Raw genomic sequence first — 20,882 nt, forward strand, 5'->3', positions numbered from 1 at the left:
TCAGGCATCAATAATCTGCGTTTTCTAACTCCGAAATATTTTAATTTTCAAAAAATAATGCTATAATTGCTAATGTATACAAAACAGTGTTTTAAATATAAAACACACAATAATTTTTAGGAGGGATTATATGCTTATTAAGAAAAGTGGAGCCGTGCTCCTATTAGTTTTAGCTTTAGTTTTAGCAGGATGTTCTGGTGGTGGAAACAATCAAACAACAAACGAAACTGGTAAAGACGGGAAGAAATTGACCAAGATTACTTTTTCTGAACCAGCTAGAATTCTCTCTTTGGCACCTTTTTATGCAGCCGTTGAAAAAGGTTTCTTGGAAGAAGAAGGAATTAAAGCTGAAATTGCCTCTGGGGGCGGCGGTTCACAAGTGATTGCTTCCTTATTATCAGGACAAGCTCAGTTTGCGATTTCTGGACCCAGAAGTATGTTTGTACCACTGGAAAAAGGTGAAGATCTTGTAGCTATTCAATCTCTAAATTCTGCGCTCACCTTTGAGATTGCCTTATCGAATGAATACATGGAAGAAAAGAATATCAATATAGATGATCCCCTTAAAGACCGTGTTGCTGCCTTAGAAGGCGCAAGCATCGGGACAAATGTAGTCGGAGATTCAGGGGACATTTATACAAGATATTTAATGCAATTACATGGCATAGATCCATCGACAGTTAAAATGGTGAAATTAGCTGGCACCGGACCTAAAATTGGCGGTATGAAGGAAGGCGTGGTTTCAGGTGGTATCAGTTCACCTCCATTTGCCACACAAGTCAAGGATGAAGGCGTAGGAGAACTTGTGATTAAAGCGAGTGAAGAGCCCACATATGCGAACATGGTTTGGGAGGTTGTATTTGCAGATCGGGAATATCTTAAAGAGAACCCTGACATAGCTGCTAAAGTGGTTCGGGCTATTGGAAAAGGAATCGAATTTACTCGTGAAAATCCAAAGGAAGCTGCAGAGTCCATTGCTTCTTATTTCGAAGGAACTGACCGCAAGGTTTTAGAAAATTCATTAATAGATTTAAAAGATACGTTCCAGGGATATGGAGAAATGACTAAAGAATCATGGGACAATGCTCAAGTTCCTTTGGTTGAATTTGGAGATTTAACTGGAATTACGAAGGAACAGGATACAGAACCTGGGAGTATTTGGACAAATGAATATATAGAGGAAGCATTTCCTGAATAATTCTAAATGAAATGGGGTGAATATAGTGAGTGGAGCAGCGATTGAACAAACCTATAAACTATCATCAAATGATCTTGACGTAACTTATGTGAACAATAAAACGGGTACAGAAGTCATTGCGCTTCAAGATATTAATTTAAATATAAAGGAAGGCGAATTTATCTGTATCGTTGGACCCAGTGGATGTGGTAAAACAACCTTTTTAAATACAGTTGCCGGTCTAATAAAACCAAGCAGCGGTTACATTTTACTCGATGGAAAAAAAATAAATGGACCTGGCATTGATCGATCTGTTGTCTTTCAAACTCCAAGTCTCTTTCCTTGGCGTACTGTTATTCAGAACGTGCTATATGGCGTTGAGATTCAAAAACGAGTGTCCAGGGAAACTAAGATAAAGGCGAAAGAGTATATTGAGATGGTTGGGCTGAAAGGATTCGAAAATCATTATCCTCATGAATTATCCGGAGGTATGCAGCAGCGTGTTAATCTTGCAAGAGCATTAACAGTAGAGCCTTCTCTTTTATTACTGGATGAACCATTCTCCGCGCTTGATGCTCAAACACGGGAATTTATGCAGAAAGAGTTACTTCGAATCTGGAATGAAACTAAGAAAACAAGCTTATTTATTACCCACCAAATAGATGAAGCAGTATATTTGGCTGATCGGGTATTCGTATTTGGAGCAAGACCAGGCAGGGTTGTCGATATAGTGGATGTTACAATTCCAAGACCACGGGATTTAAATATAAAACGGGATCCTGAATTTTTAAAACAGATAGATTATATTTGGTCTTTGATAGAAAAAGAATCTACTAAACAAGGTTTTCATTAAAGGGAAAGGAGCGGGCCATGGCAAACACTGAAATTACTCAGGAAACAAGGAAGCTCATAAAGGAAAAGCCAAAAGTTTTAAGACAAAAAGACTTTACTATCGTTATAAGTGTCTTCTCGGTTGCTTTATTTATTTTAGGGTGGGAATTAGTTTCTAAAAAAGAATGGATTGACCCACTGTTTGTTAGTTCGCCTTCCGAGATATTTCAAGCAGCTGTTGTAATGGTGCAGGAACCTGCATTTTGGAGCAATATGGGCGTAAGCGGGTATGAGTTTGCAATAGGCTTTGTTTTCGCAGTCCTTATCGGGATACCTATTGGTGTACTTTCGGGCTGGAATAAAATCTTTAATGCCATTGTGAACCCTTTTATTTCCGGATTATATGTTACACCAAAAGTAGCTTTATTACCTGTAATCGTTATTGCATTAGGAATTGGGGTTGAATCCAAAATGCTGATTGTCTTTTTGATGGCATTTTTCCCAATTGTTTTAAATGCACAAAAAGCAATGCAGACACTAGATCAAAACTTGATAAAAGCCGCTCGCACCTTTACAGCTAGCGAGTTTCAAGTTTTTAAAACGATTGCCTTGCCTTCGACTGTTCCGTTTTTATTAGCAGGCATCCGTTTGGGTATTGGACAGGGCTTGATCGGGGTAGTAGTCGGTGAATTATTTGCTTCATCTGCAGGTATTGGTTTTCAATTAACCATTGATGGCCAGAATTTGCAAACAGCTAGAATGTTCGTTGGGATATTTGTTATTACGATAACTGGTCTTATCCTTTCTGGATTAGTTGGATTATTAGAGAAACATTTTTCTTCATGGCGACCGCAAAAAGATTAACTCTCTAAGTAATAAAATAAGCCCCTCTCAAATTTGTAAAGGATTCCGATAGGAGGTGCTTTTCTAAAAAAAATGCACCGAATTATCAGTCCATTTGGCATTTCAAATGAAATATAAAAAAAACAAAACTCGCCCTAAAATTTGGCGAGTTTTCTTTGTTATAAATTCCGGCCCATCTTAAATTAAAGCATCCGTTTGTTGAAGAAGTAGTTTTATTTAATTCTCTTGTTGCTTTTTCTTATACATCTCTTTTAGTACATCTGGTCCAGGGATATTATTTACTATCTTTATTAGTTCATCTACACATTTATCGCTTGTAAAGTCACCTTTTCCGTCTTTTGCCATTTCCAAATAAGCGGCGGTCATCATTTCAATGGTTTTTAGCATCTGATTCATCTAAGGCAATGATTTTTTCTTTTGTTTTTAAAAATCCAACATAAATTATCTCCTTAGTTCTGATTGAAAGTATAGTAAATTCGCTATAAGGGGTAGCGTCAGGAAAAAACAGATTTACAACGTTAAGGAAGTTTCAATATTAAAAAACCTAATTTTTCAGCATTAAATGAGAAATTAGGTTTTTTCATTAATAGAAAAAGACTTATAAGTATTTATCACTAATCACTTTCATATGGTGTAACTCGTGCCCGGCAATGCCATATGCAATGGTACCTATCGAAACTGGGCTGTTCATTACAGTTCCATTACGAACCCACGCTGCATCATCAATGGTTGAAATAAGGCTTAACGTGTTGGAGCGTACCGTGTCTAAACCAGCTAATAACTGCTTCCAGGATAATTTGTTGAAGTTTGCCGCAGAAACGTATTGATCCTGATCCATTGCTGGGAGTGGTGCACTTTCATTTCGTGCAATGGCAAGCATTCGATACGACATCACACGTTCCGAGTCGGTCATATGCCCAATCACTTCTTTTAAAGTCCATTTCCCTGGTGCGTACGCCTTCCTTGCTGACTCCTCTGATACGCTGCTTAAGAGGGTAATGGTCTTAGTTCGTTGCTTACTAAGTATTTCTTCAATATCTCCATCTGGCACAAGACTAACATATCTATCATGCTCTGGATTTTCAATAAATAATGGTCGTGGACGCACAAGAATCCTCCTCATCGGAATAGTTAATGATGATTCTAGGCTAATATTCGACTGTCAAGAAGATATTTCCTTTATTTTTGATATTTAATTTCATTACCGCAAAATAATTGCAAATTAAATGTAGTGTAGTGTTTTCAAAATAAACCATAATGATTAAACATAGAAAAAATCCCTGATATCAATCAAAAAGCAGGGATTTTTGGCATTTTAATAGACTTATGGAAATGAATAAACAATTTTTATTTAAGAAAAGCACCCGTTCGTATTATAAGGTCAACTAGAAATGAAAATATTTCTGATTGACCATTTTTTATATCGATATATGATAACCGTAGCCGGGGTAGAACGTAAGCACCCGTGGGACTTTATCCCGTCAACTAAACCGTTCGCCCCCTACTTGTAGAAACATGATTGAGGCTGGTTGGGACGTTGATCTCGTATAACAAGCGAAGCTATGATACTGCAAGAAGGATTAGGGGTACCGGCAAATATGATTTAGGAGGAGAAGCCAATGAATCCAGTGGTTGGACTGGATGTAGCCAAAGGTGAAAGCCAGATACAAGCTTTCCTGGATAAGAAAAAACCTTATCAAAAAAGCTTTAAAGTTGAACACACTCTTGAAGGTCTGGAAAAACTGCATTCCTTTCTCTCAGATGTTGAGAGAATAACTGGGATAAAATCCTCCATTAGTCATGGAGTCAACCGGTCACTATCATACTCCGGTAGTCCATTATTTTGAGGAAAAAGGATACTTGATCATTATTGTTAACCCTTTAGTCTCATATCGGGCAAAGAGTTCAAGTTTAAGAAAGGTAAAGACAGATATAATTGATGCCAATCATCTCTGCGAGATGTATTACAAAGAGGATTTGGAGCCTTATAAAAAACGCAGTATCCAGCTCTTGAACTTCGAAACCTGACTAGACAGCACGAAAATATTACGGGGATTTATGTGCAAACAAAACTGCAATTCCAAGCCGTCTTGGATCAGGTGTTTCCAGTATATAGAGGAGTTTTTGGGGACTTATATTTTGTTGTCTCTCTACTCACCTTACTTGAATTTCCAACATCTCAAAGTATCTTAGAAGCAGGCGAAGAGACAGTTACTAACACAATAAAAAAGTTATGTCCAAGGCGCTCCATCAAGTGGGCTAAGACAAAAGCAATAGCCCTTTTAGCTGCCGCAAGGCAAAATCCCTTTAGGGAAAATCTCTACCAAAGCCACATTTTAAGCGTGGAAATGTATATAAAAATGCTTCTGGAATACCGAAAGCATCTATCCAAATTTGAAGAAGAGATAGATGCCTTGGCAAAAGATATTGAAGAATATAAAATCATCCAATCAATCCCTGGGATAGGGGAAAAGATCGCTGCAACGATCATTTCCGAAATTGGCGAGATTGAACGGTTTGATCACCCTAAAAAGCTTGTCGCATTTGCTGGTATTGACCCGAGTATCTTTGAATCAGGTAAATTCAGAGGAACCGTAAACAGGATTACCAAAAGAGGTTCAAGCCGACTTAGGCATACACTGTATATGGCCGTTAGGTGTGCTATTCGGGATTCCAGGAAAAGCAAAACGACGGAGGAACTAATCCCTCGCAATAAAAGGTTGAGAGAATTCTATGAAAAAAAAGGGAAGAAGGAAAACCCTTTAAAGTAGCAATAATAGCCTGTGCCAATAAGCTTTTACAATGGATTTATGCCCTTTTGAAAGCAGAACGACTTTCCAAGATCTAGCTTAGTTACCCAAATGGACTAATAAAAGCAAAACCTTCCAAACATCCAGGTTAGGAAGGTTATTTGACATGCTTATTTTTAGCATACCATAATATAAAATTCAATTTCATTGAAAAATGTTGACAAACTATTAGCTGGTTTAGTTGAAGAAGGACCATTACCAATTTTATGGCTATCGTCCTTTTTTATTTCCTACTGAACAGTATCCTTGTACTGTGCAGCTGGAAAGTTGATCTTCTTAAAGATAAGCGCCCTACAGATCAAAAAGAGATAGTAAGTTAATCCTTTACATCTTCCTTGCATAGGTCACTGACTAGCTGCTATTAACGCGATGTTCTCTTTATTTTTCGGTCCAAGACTATTACAATTTTCATATTCAGGCTTTGAATTCCTTTATTTGAATTAAACCCTAATAAATTTTTCAGAGGTAACTAATTTTTATGTCCGTTTGTTAACTTCAATCGTAATGAACTCCGGCAAATAGCTGGGAGTACATCCTTTTGCTACTATTTCATCTTTGTAAAGACCCGTTTTCTCACCAAGTTTAATACAACGTGCACGATTCTTTTCATCATAAACGCCTATCCAGCCTGCGGTGAAATTCATAGCCCATTGAACTTCCGGTTCTTCCTGCATAATATTAGCTTCTAATGCAGATAGCAGGTCTGTGGTGTTATCAGGCGGTGTTTGTCCAGTCCATCTCAATCGCCCTTGATAATACCAGAAAGCTCGCCTTTGAAGAGCAGAAGGACTATTTTCCCATGACTCCATCAATGCAATTTTCTTCTTGTCTTTGGTGAGCTGATTAGCCATCAACCAATCCATTAAGTTATTTCGCTCATCAAAAGTGTGAGTCTGCATATCCTTATCAAGCTTATTTAGCACATCTTGTGAAAGAAGTTTTTTGTCCATAATTAAGATTGCTAATAGTCTGGGCAAAAACTCTTCGGTTGACCAAAATTCCATAGCTAGTTCATGATCTTTTTTAATGTCCTTCGCGATTTTTCGTAAGTCGCCTAGCTTAGTTTTACTATTGATCTGAGTTAGAATGTTTTCTGCTTTTGAAGAGCGTTTTATTTTTGTGCCTTTTTTTTCATCCATTTTATACAACTCCTTTATAAGAGCACTGTTTCATAATATGTCCTTGACGGGATATATCAAGAACTTAATTTCGTTATAAGTCTTATTGCAGTAAAGTTTACCTTTTTTAATAATGTAGAATATATCGTATTAAAGCTTTCTCCACCTATATTGTTCAACTAAGCAGCCCCGTTAGTTGAATAAGAAAAAAAAGATAATGCCGGCAGCCCAAGTGGCATTGAAATTGACACTATTTTGGCACTACATTTTAATCGTACATTACTTATTGTCCAATATAAAATATAATGTCAATTACTATGTCAAAAACGATGAAGGAGACTTAAAAACCTTAATAAATAAGGAAAATGACGTGTGCCATTCACACGTCATTTTTTATGCCATTTATCAATAAAGCACCCTGAAACGGAATGCTGTATCAAATTTTTTAGATAACTTAACTACAATTTAAATTTTATTACATCTGGAGGCTTGATGATTTCCTTTTTACAAATCAAATATAATCCCCATAATCGAGTATATAATAACCGTCGAAAACAGGACTGTCATGTGAACAAGCGAAAAAATAAACAGGGATTTCGCCCATTTCTCCGGATCCATACGCTTATAGCCATATACACTTATGCCCAGCCAAATAATCCCCAACAGCAGGGCAACAAGCATAAGGCCAAGGCTTAAGGAGCCTAACAGAAAACTGATCCCGATCAAAACGATCAAATAAATATTCGTCTGGATATACGTTCTTCTGACCCCTTTTACTACGGGCAGCATCGGAACGTTTGCCGCTTTATATTCATCATGCTTCCGAATGGCAATCGCATAGAAGTGCGGCATTTGCCAAATGACCGTGATGATAAACAAACCAAGGATCGCAGGATGCGTGATATCTGGATGGATGGCAGCCCAGCCAATGAGCGGCGGCATCGCACCGGAAATGCTTCCGATTTCCGTATTGTAAATGGTTCTTCTCTTGCTCCACATCGTATAAGGAACCACATAAAAAAACAGCCCCAAAAACCCAAGGAAGCCCGCCAAAGGAGTCGTGAAGGCAAGAGCGAGGATTCCAAAAACAGACATGAGGGAACCAAGCCATAAAACCTGCTGTGGCTTAATTTCCCCTGTAACAGTTGGTCTGCTTTGAGTCCGCTTCATAATCGAGTCGATGTCACGGTCATATAAGTTATTAAAAGCCCCGGCTGCCCCCATTACCAGGCTTGAGCCAATAAAGGCCAGTAAAATTTCAGGCAGCTTCTCCAAAAGGCCGAAGTCATAGGTATATAAGGCCAATGTTAATCCTGCAAACATCGGGATCAGGTTTGATTTTATAATCCCTGTCTTGACTGTCAGTGCGAGGATCTTTGATAAAGGCCGTCCCTGCATTTTCAGGGTTGCTTCCTCTTTCATGATCGATCTATTCCCCTTTTATTGATTATCTCTCTTCTCTATCTAAAAAAATACTAATTAGATAAACAGTATACACTTATTATAACAGGTGTTGCCACTTAATGATTTCTGAAAAATCACTATGCTGAAATGCAAATGTCAAATTGAAAAGAGAACCTTGCTCAGGTGCATAGTTCTCTTTGTCCATTCTACCATTGTTCACATTGAAAAGGGGCTTATAATCGTGACAGCTTTGTATCACTTTACTGGATAAGGACTCTAAAAAATAATACCGCCGTCTCCTGCTCCAATTTCTTCACGTTCTACTTTCTGAATATAAGTTTCTTTTTCAAAGGTATGGGTGTACCTGCTTAATTTATAATAGCCAATATCGTTGATCGTATAGAAAACGACTGTCGGTTTTCCATTTTGATAGAAGAAATGAGGATTCAGGATATCGGGAATTTCTTTGAGTTCATCCCATGGGTGAATGAAATTCAAGTAATCTGCTATGCTTGAATCTTCATCTGGATCGTCGATTTCAGAAAGCATTTCTTCTTTGTAATCATCCGTAAACGGCAATATCCGATCCTGCCCCCATGAACAGCCATGCCACATAGCCCCAAATTCATGAAGCTCATGCCATGCAATCGCCGCCTGCAGATAAGATAATGGAGATTTGTCACCATCAATCGCACCCATAAAATCATCCAGGGCAATTTCAGGCTTGGGCGGGCTAAGAAACATTTCATCTAAACGGTCACAGATGTCAGGATGAAGAAGTTCCTCTGAAGCTGGAATCGCCCACACAATTCCATTGCCGTTTCCTCCGCTGAAATATTGATATCCTCTTAACTTGTATTCTTTCTTTATCTTTAATTGAGAGAAGCCATGAATAATATCTTCCGGATTTTCAGCCGAAATGCTCCAGCCGGCTTGCGGTTCAATTCGGTCATCTGCAGAATTCACCAGCAGATTAGTTCTAGTCGCTGAGACTGTGAAAATGGTATAAATTGCAAGCCTATTAAATTTTCAGCTGGGTGGATCAGGAAAACTAAAACACCTGCCCTTTTTGTCCTGTACGGTACTTGTAGGTCAGGTGCTTACTTTGGGGAGTATTATTTAGATGGAAGCAGTAAAGGATAGTATTCATAATTTTAATTGGATGGTGAGGTTCCCTATGGGCAGAATTATCCAAAACTATGCATCAATCTCCGGATCTACACCCGCCATAAAGCTTTTTACTTCACTTCCATATTTTCTGCTTACTTCTGCACGGTCATCCGAATTATATGCTTCCGCTAATTTTGGGTACAGCTTTTCGTTCGTAACCATTACCATAAGGGAACTTTTTTCGATCTCCAGCAGCACTTCCTTTGGACTTAAATTATAAGTCTTTGCAAATGCTCTGAGATATCCATCTAAAGAAATATCTGACAAGAGGTGTCTTAATTGTTCATGCGCCAATGCTTCCATCTCTTGTTCAGTCGCTCTAATGTCATATTTTACTTCCGCATATTGGATATTGGCATTTTCCAGTTGAATTTTTTCCCTGGCATTCCTGATCAGTGCCTTTTTCGTTAATTCCGGCTTATGATCCAATTCCCTGCTTGCTATTCCTTTTACTATCCATCTTAAAACTTCCCTGTCTTTTATGTCATAACTCTCCGCTTTCTTAATTGCCCTTAAATATATCTTCTCGTAATCTTCAACCTTAAGCTCTTCCCTGTTAATCTTGGTTTCTTCCTTCACCTTTCCACTCCTGCAGATTCCATTCCTGGCCTTATAAATCTGTCTGCAATAAAAAGAGTGATGAGAATAGCGAAAATAATCAGCCAATTTCTTTTCATAATCTGTTTAAACCCCTTACAATGTTAAATTTTTACTTTTCTTTAATTCGACACTTTTTCTCACATCCTTTTAAAACTGTAAAATTGGGACTTCCATCCGGCAGTTAAAGAGATTGAAAGACTGCTAAAGCTCAAAAAACCCCTCTTAATTTACTAAGAAGGGTTTTTCAACAGTTCCATTGATTTATTCATTTCACTTTTCCAAGGGTTTTCACAGAGTATTGGTCCAAATTTCGTTTTTACCAGCATTGTGGCTGAACCATTGGCATACTCCAATAAAGAAAACGAACCTGCTGGCGTTTCAGCCTGTATATCGACTCTTGCAGGGCAGCTCTTCATTGCATGGATGATCTCTGCTGCTATATGAATAGGGATTGGCTTCGGGGCACGGAGTACAATATCAAGATCGCTCTCCGCTGTTACAGATACAATTCCGGTGGCCAATTCAAATCCGGCACTCCCTCCTGGCCCCCATACCAGCTTATGTTTCACCAATATCTCACTTGCTAATTTAAGAGATAAGAATACAGGTGATGGCTTATTTTCAAAAAGAGTGCTTTCAGTTAAATCCTCAGGCTTGATTTGGCAAATGAACGAATCAGCTGGCAGAAATGCACCGAATCTTTCATTCCTTGCCTTCCCCCTAATCCCTACGGAGATCTGCCCTTTCGGAGCATGTGCCCTCCGGACAACCACATAGGGTGCTATGTTCAGTGCTTGAATTGCCCAGTCCGGAATTGGTGAATGGCTTATGAGATGTTTTGCGTCAATCTTCAATAAGTCATGCGGCTCGATTACCATTGGTCCGCCAGCATCTTTCTGACTAAAATGGAAGCGGATCTTCCTTCTTCTTTGGCAAAATCTGAGGACAGCCTGCTGCTCAAATCACTCGGGCTATTTTGGATATCTTTGATTGCTGCCTGGATGCTGTTAAAGATGACGTCACGGTCAGTTTCCCCTGGAGCATCGGCATTTAGATCGGAAATCAGTTCATGGAGCGCACCCAATTTTTCAAATGACCGGATATCATAAGCCATTGACGGCACTTTTTTTGCAGCTTCTTCAAGTTCTTCAATAGTTCTCTGCGTGATTCTTGCAGCTGATTTTTTGGACATCACATGGACATTGACGCCTTCATCATCCAAGGCAATTAATCGGTTCGCCTGCAATCCATGGGATAAAAAAGCCCCTGAAATAGCCTTTCCTGGAATAAAAGCAATGACCGGATGGCCTGCCAATCTAGCTGTTGCATAGGCATCTGCGGCTGCAGCACATGCCTGATGGATTCCCAAAAGCTCTTCACGGTACCCATAAGCCTGGCTAGGAACATCAACGACCGCTACAATTGCGCGTTTATCTTCCTTATATTTATCTTCTTCGATCGCATCACGAACATGCTTGGCGATCATCCATCCCTGCTCCAGGCCAAATTCACCAGAACGGGCTCGAGGGAACCGGCTTGATTGATCGGGGACAACTGCCAGGAAACGAACAGATTCATTGCCGATATTTGAATCGGAGCATAAAACCGAAGGAACTGCACTGATATTTTTGCTGCCGGCTGACAAAAGGTTAAACCATCTATGCCCCCTGCTTTTGATTTTTACAACATTATTTTTATTAGCGCTATCGTACTCTTCTGAATAATAATAGTCAGTTTCTGCCCACAAATCTTGTACTTTCTGAGGAGTGAGCACGGCTGAAGTATTTATAGAGCCAAGAAAAGCAAGATATCTTTCAACCTGTGAGCTTCTTGGCTTTTCCACAGGTCCCTGCAGGATGGCAGACAATATGGCCTTTCTGAAAGAGGCGATGTCATCCTCAGCCTCAATATCGGCGAAACCGGCAGCCACCCTTTGTCTGCCTCCAATCGTGTTCCATATACGCTTACGGTCAGTTGAATCAAACTCCTGTATCCCCGCTTCCTGCTCGATTACCTCTGGCCCATTTAATCCAAGCCGTCCTTCACGGGTAATGATTAACGTACTGCATAAGCCTGCATTAATGGACATCCCGCCAAAAGCGCCAATTTTCCCGGGAATGACTCCTATAACAGGCACGTATTTCCTTAAAGCCACGATCGCTGCGCCTATTTCGGCAATGGATAAGAGGCCATAGTTGGCTTCCTGGAGTCTGACACCCCCTGTATCAAAGATGAAAATGGGAATGATGATATGGCCTGACTTATTTTCATCAAGTGCCATCTCTAAAGCACCAGCTATCTTCGAACCGGAAACTTCTCCAATACCGCCTCCCTGAAAGCTGCCTTCTATGGAGATGACGACTGCCGGCCTTCCTTCGATCGTTCCTTTAGCAATCACAACCCCATCATCACTTTGGGGAACAATGCCCTGCGGTTCCAGGTGTGGGGATTCAAGGCCTTCAAATGGTCCTAACAGCTCCCTGAATGTGCCTTCATCCATAAGCACTCTTGCACGCTCTCTGCCTCCGCACTCTACAAAGCTATTTTTTAATGTATCCAGCATTTTTGCCCACCTCCAATGCCTGTGAAAGCCTCAATGATACAACGCCCGGGGTTGCCCCAAAATCATTGATTTTAATGTTTGCTGAAATAGCATGCTGGCTGAAAAATCGTTCTAATACCTTTTCCCATATTTGATTAAAGCCCGTGGTACCTGTACGGACTGTTACATCTGCATACCCTTGGTCGGATGGCTCCATTAAAATCTCCAGGTCGCCTGATCCTACAACTCCCACATGGGCATTTGATTCAAGCATTTGAGTTGCAGGAAAGCGAAAGTTTAATTTTTCCATTCGGCAGCTCTCCTTCTGCTAAATTTGTAAGGCCTCTAATCTCTTAAACTCGCTTTGCACATTCTGATCCAGATAATCCAGGAAAATGGCAGCCGCAAGCAAATCAGCGCTTCCGCCCGGTGATACATTCATGCTGCATAACAATTGATCCAATTGTTCTAATAACTGCCATCCTTTGTCGGCAGAAACTCCTCCTGCCATTACTATTTCCTTTGCATCAGACTTAGTAATTTCGAGGGCTTCCGCACCTCCCCTATGCAAAATACATGTATCATTTAGCTCTGCCATCAGTGCGATAAGTACATTTAGCCTGCAAAAATCCTCCTTCAGACCTCTTCCTCTTGATTCAGCTAAAGCTGGCAGCGCTATCTGTCTGATATGGGGAAAGCCTTGCTCGGCCTCTCCCCTTGCTCCGCCCACTCCAAATCTTGCTTTCACCCGGCTGCCATTTGTTTTATCAGCAGGCATGTTTCGATCTTCATAACGGGCAAGCTTCCCTGCCTGAACCGCTACCACTTTGCCTGGGCTTTTTCCCAGGTCCATTGCAGCACTTGAAACGAGCAGGCCTAATGCCCATATCGCTCCCTTATGGGTATTTACGCCACCTGTAGACTGGAACATTTCCTGTTCACCCCGCCTGCCAATCATCGCAATCTCTTCGCGCAGCTCCCGAGAAGGAGTCCTGTTAAAGCTTATTTCAGCTATTTCCCTGAAAGTATCTTCAAGTGCATAAGCTGACCGTATCATTGTGTTTAAAGACATATCCCTATGCGAGCCGGAGCTTTTCTTATCGACCAGTCCTGGTTTTGGCGTCAGCTCTGCCTCTTCAATGAGTGATTGTACTGCCAGCTTCCCAAGATATAGGCTGTAAGATTCTACGTCTTTCATTGTTTCCATTTAGCCCCCTTTACCAGCTTCTAAATTTGGCAGGCGGTTCATATAACCCATCCGACCATTCCACAAGCTCCTCAACATTTTTGGCAGCCAGCAGGGATCGCTTTGCATCGGTCCTTCTAATTCCGAGATCCTCCGGCAGAGCGATTAATCCTTCTCTTCTTAATTTTTCCGTCGCCCTTACATCATGCTTCAGGCCAATTGGAGTCACACCGGCAATGGCTGCGATGGCCTGCCTCCGCTCTTCCATGCTGTCCGTTTTATATAGATAGGCAATGCCCTCCTCGGTGACTATATGTGTCACATCCTGCCCATAAATCATGACAGGTGCTGTTTCAAGACCAATATCTGCTTTAGCGCCTACAGCATCCAGCGATTCAACAAATACAGGTTTATTTCCGTTTTGGAAGGTTTCAGCTACCTGAACAACCAATTTTCTTCCGCGCGCAAGCGGGTCCGTGTCCGTCATCATGTCAAGCCAAGCTTGAGAGGAATGGCGCCTCCCTCCCGGATCATGTCCCATATTCGGCGCTCCCCCGAAACCGGCAAGGCGCCCCCTCGTTACGGTTGAAGAATTCCCTGCTTCGTCAATCTGCAGGCTGGAGCCCACAAATAGATCAACTGCATATTGTCCTGCAAGCTGGCAAAGGGTCCGGTTTGAGCGCAAGCTTCCATCATGGCCGGTAAAAAACACATCACGCCGGGCAGCGACGTATTTTTCCATTCCGACTTCTCCGCCAAAACAATGCACACTCTCTACCCATCCGCTTTCAATGGCCGGGATGAGAGTAGGATGAGGATTCAAAGCCCAGTGCCTGCAAATTTTCCCCTTCAAGCCTAAAGATTCACCGTAGGTAGGGAGAAGCAGTTCAATCGCGGCAGTATTATAGCCTATCCCGTGATTCAGTGATTTTACTCCGTGTTTTTCATAGATTCCCCTTATGACCATCATGGCCTGCAGAATCTGAATATCTGTAATATGGCGTGGATCACGTGTAAATAGCGGCTCAAGCTGATAGGGCTTGTCAGCAACAACAACAAAATCAATCCAGGAGCCGGGAATGTCTACGCGAGGCAATTCGTCAGTCAGTTCATTCACCTGTGCAATGACAATTCCGCTGCTGAAGCCTGCTGCTTCAACCAGAGTTGGTGTTTCCTCCGTATTAGGACCTGTATATAAGTTGCCTTCTGAATCAGCTTTATCCGCAGCCACTAAAGCCACTGAAGGAATCAAATCAATGAAGAGCCTTCCATATAACTCTACATATGTATGAATCTCTCCCATTGTCAGCTTCCCATCTTCAAGCATTTGCGCCATCCTGAGACTTTGCGGGCCAGCATATGAGAAGTCCACCTTGCTGGCAATGCCGTACTCAAACACATCCAGGTGTTCAGGACGGGAAATGCTGGACATGATCATGTGCAAATCGAATAATTTTTTCGGGTCAGCCTGAGCTAGAGCAGCTGAAAGAAAGGATGCCTGTTTTTGATTATTTCCTTCAAGCACCACCCGATCCCCCGGCATAATCAGTGTTTCTAGAGCCTCGACAATTTGGCGTGTTGGAATAATTCGATTGCTGGTGATGCCCTTCATTTTCTCTAATCGTTTTTGCTTGGCTTCAAGACGTGTATTCCATGATCGCTGTTTGGCAGCCTGCATGATAAAATCCCCTTTCTATTAAAATATTTTTTAAGAACAAAATTTCTTTGCCAGGAAAAGGCAATTATCTAACCCGTTTTCATCCACAGAGACAGATCGGGCACCAGGCAGTGTTCTTTTATTTAAAGTGGTCAGGACATTCCCTGGAGGCATCTCGATCAAAAGCCTTGTGCCATACTCACAAAGCAAAGAGCTGATTTCATACCAGCGGACTGGATGCGAAACATTAAAAGCGAGGTCTTCTCGAATTTGCTCCGAATCTCTTAATAGCCTGGCTGTCCGATTGCCGGCATATGGAATAGCCGGGACACGGACATTGACAGAAGCAAGCTTGTCATATAAGGAATCACCGACTGATTTCAGCAAAGGACAATGGGATGGCACACTTACATTCAAAAGCTCGGCTGTTCTTGCACCGCGTTGACCGGCTTGATCAAGAACCTTTTTGATGCCTGGAATGGAGCCGGAAATGGTTACTTGATCAGCTGCATTAATATTCGAGGGATATACCGGATACTCTTCCGAAGAAATGGCTGCAGCGATTTCGTTTACAGTCCTGGCATCAAAACCAGTAATCACCCCCATCCCATAGCCCGATGGAAAAGCCTGCTCCATCAGCTCTCCTCTCAGCTTTACAATCTCCAAAGCATCGGTAAAATCCACCGCCCCGCACATAACGGCAGCTCCAAAGGCTCCGGCTGAATGGCCTGCAGCAAAATCCGGCATCACCCCTTCTGCTTTAAATGCTTTTGATACAGCCACTGAAGCAATAAGCAAAGACAATTGAACAGAAACAGTGGACTTTAAGGCTTTGTCAGTATCAAGAGTAAAGACATTTTCCCCCATTACTTCTCTTGCTTCCTGCAGAACCTCAAGAACCGCTGGGTGGTCCGGCAGGCTGTGCAGCATGCCATTTTTTTGGGAGCCCTGGCCGGGAAATACGAATGCAAGCTTCATTGCATACCCTCCCGCTTGCCCATCTTTCTTTTCATGCTGGCTATTACATCCTGATTATGCCTTGTCAGCAACTCTGCTGCCTCGTCTAATTTCCCATCTTTTAAAAGGCCAATTAACAGTTCATGTTCACGCACTGACTTTTCAATATTTCCCTGGCTGGCAAAAGAAAGACTCTGTATTCTCAGCAATGGCCATCCAAGCCGGGAATACATGGTCTTGATCGTTTCACTTTTGCTCATTTCCACAAGCGCAGTATGAAAAGAGTGGTTCAACAGTGTGTACTGATGAACATCCGTAACATCGTTCATCTTGTCCAGGAGCTCTTTCATTTTTTTCAGCTCATGCTCATCGATTCCGTTTCTGCTGATTCTATCCATAGCCATTGACTCAAGCATGATGCGAATTTCCAGCAAATCATAAATTTCATTTTCTGTATAATCCTTAACGACGGCTCCTTTTCGGGGTATCCTTTCCACAAGTCCTTCAATCGAAAGCAAGTAAATGGCCTCTCTTACTGGTGCACGGCTTGTTCCATACTCTTCGGCATAAATATGCTCAATCAATTTATCCCCTGGAACCAGCTCTCCCTTAATGATTTGTTCGGTGATATGCTCTGCTATATGATTTGATAATGCATTTTGATTAAATTTATCTGCTTTCATGACACTGTCTCCTTCAGTCTAAAAATATTTGGTCGACTGTCGATTTTAATTATAACGTTGCCTTTTGGATAATTCAATATTTTGAGAAAATTTTAAAAATTAATTGACTTCGTCTTTTCATTCGTTTTATGATGAGTTCTAGGAATACAGTCGACTGTAGATTTAAAAAAATGCAAACGCTTTCTTTTTTTCAAAATTTATTACCGGCCCCTATGTTCAGTCAGAATACTAGATTCTTTGCTTCTCTATTCCTTAGCCCAAAGCAAAAATATTAAAGGAGAGATGAGATGGTTATTTACGGGGTTGCTTTGTTATCTATTTGCTTATTAACGGGTGTATTTTTGGGAGATCTTCTTGGAAACATTCTTGGAATCGACGCAAATGTAGGCGGTGTAGGCATCGCCATGCTGATGTTAATTCTTCTGGCTGAATACTTGAAGAAAAAAGATAAATTAAAGGCTCCGACCCAGGAAGGGCTATCGTTCTGGAGTGCCATGTATATTCCCATCGTTATTGCCATGTCAGCACAGCAAAATGTGGCTGCAGCTCTGGACGGAGGACCTCTTGCCCTCACAGCGGGAGTAGCTGCAGTCGTCATCAGCTGGGCTATTGTACCTCTTTTAAGCAAGGGCGGCAACGCAAACGAAACGCTTGAAAGTGAAATGACTGGAGGGGATCAGCGTGTTAGAAACATTAGGTAATGCTCTTACGGACAATGGTCTTATCGTTGCTTTTACTGTCGTTGGGCTGACAATGCTAGTTTCTTATTACCTCTCTGATAAACTAACAAAAGGAAGGATACATGGTTCAGCCATTGCCATAGCTCTGGGGTTAGTGCTCGCCTATATAGGCGGAATGGTAACCGGCGGAGAAAAAGGCCTATCGGATATCGGCATTTTCGCTGGAATCGGATTGATGGGAGGAGGCATGCTCCGTGACTTTGCCATTGTGGCAACTGCCTTCGGCGCCAACTTCAGTGAAATCAAAAAGGCTGGTGTAAATGGCGTTGTCTCCCTCTTTTTGGGTGTTGTCCTCTCCTTTGTGGTCGGAGTCGGAATTGCCCTGGCATTTGGATATACAGACGCGGTCAGCCTTACAACAATTGGTGCCGGTACTGCAACGTACATAGTTGGGCCCGTAACAGGAACGGCGATTGGAGCAAGCTCAGAAGTCATTACTCTCAGTATCGCAGCAGGTTTAGTAAAATCCATTCTTACGATGATCGGAACACCTTTTGTCGCAAAGTATATCGGCCTTAACAACCCCCGCACAGCAATGGTTTACGGAGGACTTATGGGAACGACAAGCGGAGTAGCCGGCGGATTGGCTGCTACCGATCCAAAGCTGGTGCCCTATGGAGCGGTTACAGCAACCTTTTACACCGGACTGGGCTGTCTGATGGCACCTTCTGTTTTATTTTTAATGACAAAAGCTGTGTTCGGCTAAATACATTAAATCAGTAAAAGCGGCATTGTGCCGCTTTTTTCTGCTGTAATGGGCGCCTGCCCCCAGTTTATCGGAACAGGCTCCAGCTTCTACTTATCTTTTTTCCTTGTGATAATGTAATTCCTCTTCCCTTTTTCAACTGTGTAGGTTTTCGTTGTTCGTTCCATAATAAAGCTGAAGGTGTTCACCGTGCGTTTGGATATTCTTGATTCCAGCTTCTCTGTCCGATCATATTTATAAGTAAGATCCTTTTCAGCAGCGTTCAGCTTAAAGCAATGTCCGCCACTCACATAAACGTTTGAAAGGCCATGATCTTCAGCCAGGATAGCTTCAACATGATGCAGAGCAAACCACACGCACTCCTCCTGCCCCGGCGAAGTATGAGGAAACCAATACATGTTAATCTCTCCTGGAATTCGTACAGGGACAGCCTTGCATTGGCCAAGAATGGCTCTCGAACCGCTGATGGCACCATTCAAGTCAAATCCATAATACTTGAGGCTTTCATCAATGATCTCAGCAGGTTTCATATCTACCTTAAACGTATAGTCACTTTCCAAAACGAGACTGTGGCATTCCCCATTATCATTAAACTCCGCTCTAATCGATTTCGTTTCGGGAACAATAATATAACTGACTATTTGTTTTGCTTTCATTGTTAGCAAAACCCTCCTTTTAATTTAACTATTTAAAAAATGATATTTAAGGAGTATACTAACTTATGAGCTGGTATACTCCATCTCAGTGAGACTCTCAGGCTATCGTCTGCCAGGACCTGCCTGAGGGTTTTTATTAGGTTTACAAATGACTCACCTCCTTTGATCCTCAAACCAATACGAAATCTCAATTAATATTCCTTTGCTTTTCTCCAGGTAAAAGTAATTCCCAATCAACAGTTCCTTGAAATCTCCGCCACTTCCTATGCTTTCTCCATATAAAAAAGCGCTTTCAAAATAACATTGGACAGCTGAGTGGCTGGCACCTTTCACCAAACCGAAATAATCCCATAGTCCTGGAATATACACCAATATTTGTAATACCTCCTTCCCGAGGTCTATTATAGGCATTTTGTCTGATTATTGTAAATTATTTTTTAAATATACCAAGATATTGTTATTGCCTTTGAATCGATTTTGTTTACTCACACTGTTTCCAAACTATTGACAGGTTAGGGAAGAATAATTATAATATATGCTTTAAATTAAAGGGCCTAAAATATGTGTTCTGTTTGTGATTTATGTCACAAATAACTCGCCCCCTCCCTCTTTTTAGCTATTATCTGAAAAATCAGGAGCAAACAAAGAAAATTTATTTTCTAATTTCGAATATTTTGTGACAATCATTCATGAGGCAAGCTGAGTTTGGAATGTGCCTGCAGATGGTCCGGATTATTGATTTATGATATCAAAAAAGCGTACCTTATCTTTTCAAAGGCACGCCAACTTCATTTATATTTTAAGATTCTTCCCCTGTCTCTTCCATCGCATCCGGATAAATGATTTCATCGAATACTTCGCCGGTTGCGGTATCCTTAACCAAGATCTTTACTTCGTATTCCTTCGGATCCACCCCATTGAATAGCTGATAAAACATTCCGGATAGTCCAAGTCCAAACACAGCAAAACCATCAAAGCTATTTTCGTAAGCTTCTCTTTCCACCTCTAAGGTAAACTCAGAGTAATCCTTGTTGTGAGAAACTTCTTTTACAGATGGATAATCTTCGCCATTCTTTGTATCCGCAATGGTTTTTTGCAGCTCAGTTTCCATCTCCTTCATCATTTCCTTATGCTTACTCTTAGACATTTTATAAGTGACAGAGCCATCATCATACCTGGTGACTTTAATGCCTTCCTTTTCAGCCTCTGCAATGGAGCTATCCATATCTTCCCCTTCGAACATGGAAGCTGGCAGCGTTACCTCTACATTTAAAAGACCTTTATCAACTTTGACAGCCTCATTTCCTTCTGCATTGTTCTGATCTTCTTCTTTTATCGTTTGTTCCGCTTCAGTCCCTGTTTCCTTTGCTTTTTCACTGCTGCATCCTGCCATCATTAAAAATGATGACAGCAACACTAGGCGTAATAAATGCTTGTTTCTCATAATTTTTTCCCCCTGTTAATAAATTCTCTTGTTAAATACCTGTTAGTTGGTATATTCATAGCTTATCAGGGAGGGTTCTCAAAAAATCGGAAGGGTGAACGGTTGTTTTCTCTGTTAAATAACAAAATAATATTCAAAAAGCAGAGCAGTAGAGTAGAACCTATTAAAAGGGAATATATGTAAAATAAGTAATAATGATAAACGAGGTGCACCTAAGTGATATCAGGCCTGCTGAGGCAAAAGACATCGATAAGTTAATAAACATGAGATGGGATAATACCATTGAATTTGATGAGAGCCAAAAAAGACGCCACTTATAACGAATTTGAAATAGAAT

21 protein-coding genes and 1 pseudogene are annotated in these 20,882 nt (G+C 41.2%); 6 read left to right on the top strand and 16 right to left on the bottom strand.

The window, feature by feature from the left end; all coding sequences use genetic code 11:
• Positions 1-130 precede the first annotated feature (130 nt).
• Genes ACR42H_RS15560 through ACR42H_RS15570 form a run of 3 tightly spaced genes read left to right on the top strand, consistent with a single transcriptional unit; the run spans position 131 to position 2,872 of the window.
• Positions 131-1,198, top strand: coding sequence for an ABC transporter substrate-binding protein (locus ACR42H_RS15560; protein ID WP_436371662.1), 1,068 nt, complete (start codon positions 131-133; stop codon positions 1,196-1,198).
• 25 nt (positions 1,199-1,223) lie between these two features.
• The gene (locus ACR42H_RS15565; RefSeq protein ID WP_113885174.1) at positions 1,224-2,030 is read left to right on the top strand and encodes an ABC transporter ATP-binding protein; all 807 of its coding nucleotides are present in this window, start codon (positions 1,224-1,226) and stop codon (positions 2,028-2,030) included.
• A gap of 17 nt (positions 2,031-2,047) precedes the next feature.
• Positions 2,048-2,872: an ABC transporter permease gene (locus ACR42H_RS15570; RefSeq protein WP_113885173.1), complete on the top strand. Its 825-nt coding sequence runs from the start codon at positions 2,048-2,050 to the stop codon at positions 2,870-2,872.
• 216 nt (positions 2,873-3,088) lie between these two features.
• On the opposite strand, the gene ACR42H_RS15575 is transcribed toward ACR42H_RS15570, so the two are convergent.
• Positions 3,089-3,268: a hypothetical protein gene (locus ACR42H_RS15575; protein ID WP_436371665.1), complete on the bottom strand. Its 180-nt coding sequence runs from the start codon at positions 3,266-3,268 to the stop codon at positions 3,089-3,091.
• Positions 3,269-3,470: 202 nt separating this feature from the next.
• A complete protein-coding gene (locus ACR42H_RS15580; RefSeq protein ID WP_394138927.1) occupies positions 3,471-3,980 on the bottom strand; it encodes a DinB family protein in 510 nt (169 codons plus the stop codon).
• A 511-nt stretch (positions 3,981-4,491) separates the two neighbouring features.
• Here ACR42H_RS15580 and ACR42H_RS15585 point away from each other — a divergent pair.
• Positions 4,492-5,725: pseudogene (locus ACR42H_RS15585) on the top strand (IS110 family transposase).
• A gap of 433 nt (positions 5,726-6,158) precedes the next feature.
• On the opposite strand, the gene ACR42H_RS15590 reads toward ACR42H_RS15585, so the two are convergent.
• From ACR42H_RS15590 to ACR42H_RS15640, 11 genes are all read right to left on the bottom strand, one after another.
• Entirely contained in the window at positions 6,159-6,821 is a 663-nt protein-coding gene (locus ACR42H_RS15590; protein WP_436371667.1) for a DNA alkylation repair protein, read from the bottom strand.
• Positions 6,822-7,304: 483 nt separating this feature from the next.
• Positions 7,305-8,222, bottom strand: a complete 918-nt coding sequence (gene cyoE, locus ACR42H_RS15595; protein ID WP_436371669.1) for a heme o synthase — start codon at positions 8,220-8,222, stop codon at positions 7,305-7,307.
• A 258-nt stretch (positions 8,223-8,480) separates the two neighbouring features.
• A complete protein-coding gene (locus ACR42H_RS15600; RefSeq protein WP_436371671.1) occupies positions 8,481-9,170 on the bottom strand; it encodes a hypothetical protein in 690 nt (229 codons plus the stop codon).
• Between the two features lie 231 nt (positions 9,171-9,401).
• A complete protein-coding gene (locus tag ACR42H_RS15605) occupies positions 9,402-9,953 on the bottom strand; it encodes a hypothetical protein (RefSeq protein WP_436371673.1) in 552 nt (183 codons plus the stop codon).
• 251 nt (positions 9,954-10,204) lie between these two features.
• Positions 10,205-10,852, bottom strand: a complete 648-nt coding sequence (locus tag ACR42H_RS15610; RefSeq protein ID WP_436371675.1) for a malonate decarboxylase holo-ACP synthase — start codon at positions 10,850-10,852, stop codon at positions 10,205-10,207.
• A complete protein-coding gene (locus ACR42H_RS15615) occupies positions 10,846-12,537 on the bottom strand; it encodes a biotin-independent malonate decarboxylase subunit beta (protein WP_436371677.1) in 1,692 nt (563 codons plus the stop codon). Before ACR42H_RS15615 ends, ACR42H_RS15610 begins: the two co-directional genes overlap by 7 nt.
• Positions 12,515-12,826 (bottom strand): malonate decarboxylase subunit delta, encoded by a 312-nt coding sequence (locus tag ACR42H_RS15620; RefSeq protein WP_113881684.1) that lies wholly within the window; start codon positions 12,824-12,826, stop codon positions 12,515-12,517. Before ACR42H_RS15620 ends, ACR42H_RS15615 begins: the two co-directional genes overlap by 23 nt.
• A gap of 18 nt (positions 12,827-12,844) precedes the next feature.
• Positions 12,845-13,714, bottom strand: a complete 870-nt coding sequence (locus tag ACR42H_RS15625; RefSeq protein WP_436376959.1) for a triphosphoribosyl-dephospho-CoA synthase — start codon at positions 13,712-13,714, stop codon at positions 12,845-12,847.
• 19 nt (positions 13,715-13,733) lie between these two features.
• Positions 13,734-15,380, bottom strand: a complete 1,647-nt coding sequence (gene mdcA, locus ACR42H_RS15630) for a malonate decarboxylase subunit alpha (protein WP_436371679.1) — start codon at positions 15,378-15,380, stop codon at positions 13,734-13,736.
• A gap of 30 nt (positions 15,381-15,410) precedes the next feature.
• Positions 15,411-16,337 carry a malonate decarboxylase subunit epsilon gene (gene mdcH, locus ACR42H_RS15635; protein ID WP_436371681.1) on the bottom strand — a complete coding sequence of 309 codons (927 nt, stop codon included), beginning with the start codon at positions 16,335-16,337 and terminating at the stop codon, positions 15,411-15,413.
• A complete protein-coding gene (locus ACR42H_RS15640; RefSeq protein WP_113881681.1) occupies positions 16,334-16,999 on the bottom strand; it encodes a GntR family transcriptional regulator in 666 nt (221 codons plus the stop codon). The genes mdcH and ACR42H_RS15640 overlap by 4 nt, the downstream gene beginning before the upstream one ends.
• Positions 17,000-17,286: 287 nt before the next feature.
• On the opposite strand from ACR42H_RS15640, the gene madL reads away from it, so the two are divergent.
• Both madL and madM read left to right on the top strand, forming a co-directional pair.
• On the top strand, positions 17,287-17,700 hold the full coding sequence (madL, locus tag ACR42H_RS15645; RefSeq protein ID WP_436371683.1) for a malonate transporter subunit MadL: 414 nt from the start codon (positions 17,287-17,289) through the stop codon (positions 17,698-17,700).
• Positions 17,681-18,445: a malonate transporter subunit MadM gene (gene madM / locus ACR42H_RS15650; protein WP_113881679.1), complete on the top strand. Its 765-nt coding sequence runs from the start codon at positions 17,681-17,683 to the stop codon at positions 18,443-18,445. Before madL ends, madM begins: the two co-directional genes overlap by 20 nt.
• Positions 18,446-18,534: 89 nt before the next feature.
• Here the strand turns inward: madM and ACR42H_RS15655 are convergent, their stop codons facing one another.
• The 3 genes from ACR42H_RS15655 to ACR42H_RS15665 all read right to left on the bottom strand — a co-directional run bounded on the left by ACR42H_RS15655 (position 18,535) and on the right by ACR42H_RS15665 (position 20,545).
• A complete protein-coding gene (locus ACR42H_RS15655) occupies positions 18,535-19,101 on the bottom strand; it encodes a competence protein ComK (RefSeq protein WP_436371685.1) in 567 nt (188 codons plus the stop codon).
• A gap of 153 nt (positions 19,102-19,254) precedes the next feature.
• Positions 19,255-19,473, bottom strand: coding sequence for a hypothetical protein (locus ACR42H_RS15660; protein WP_436371687.1), 219 nt, complete (start codon positions 19,471-19,473; stop codon positions 19,255-19,257).
• A gap of 427 nt (positions 19,474-19,900) precedes the next feature.
• A complete protein-coding gene (locus ACR42H_RS15665) occupies positions 19,901-20,545 on the bottom strand; it encodes a hypothetical protein (RefSeq protein ID WP_436371689.1) in 645 nt (214 codons plus the stop codon).
• Positions 20,546-20,882 lie beyond the last annotated feature (337 nt).

This window comes from Cytobacillus sp. BC1816 (assembly GCF_051353635.1).
GTDB lineage: Bacteria > Bacillota > Bacilli > Bacillales > Cytobacillaceae > Cytobacillus > Cytobacillus oceanisediminis_C.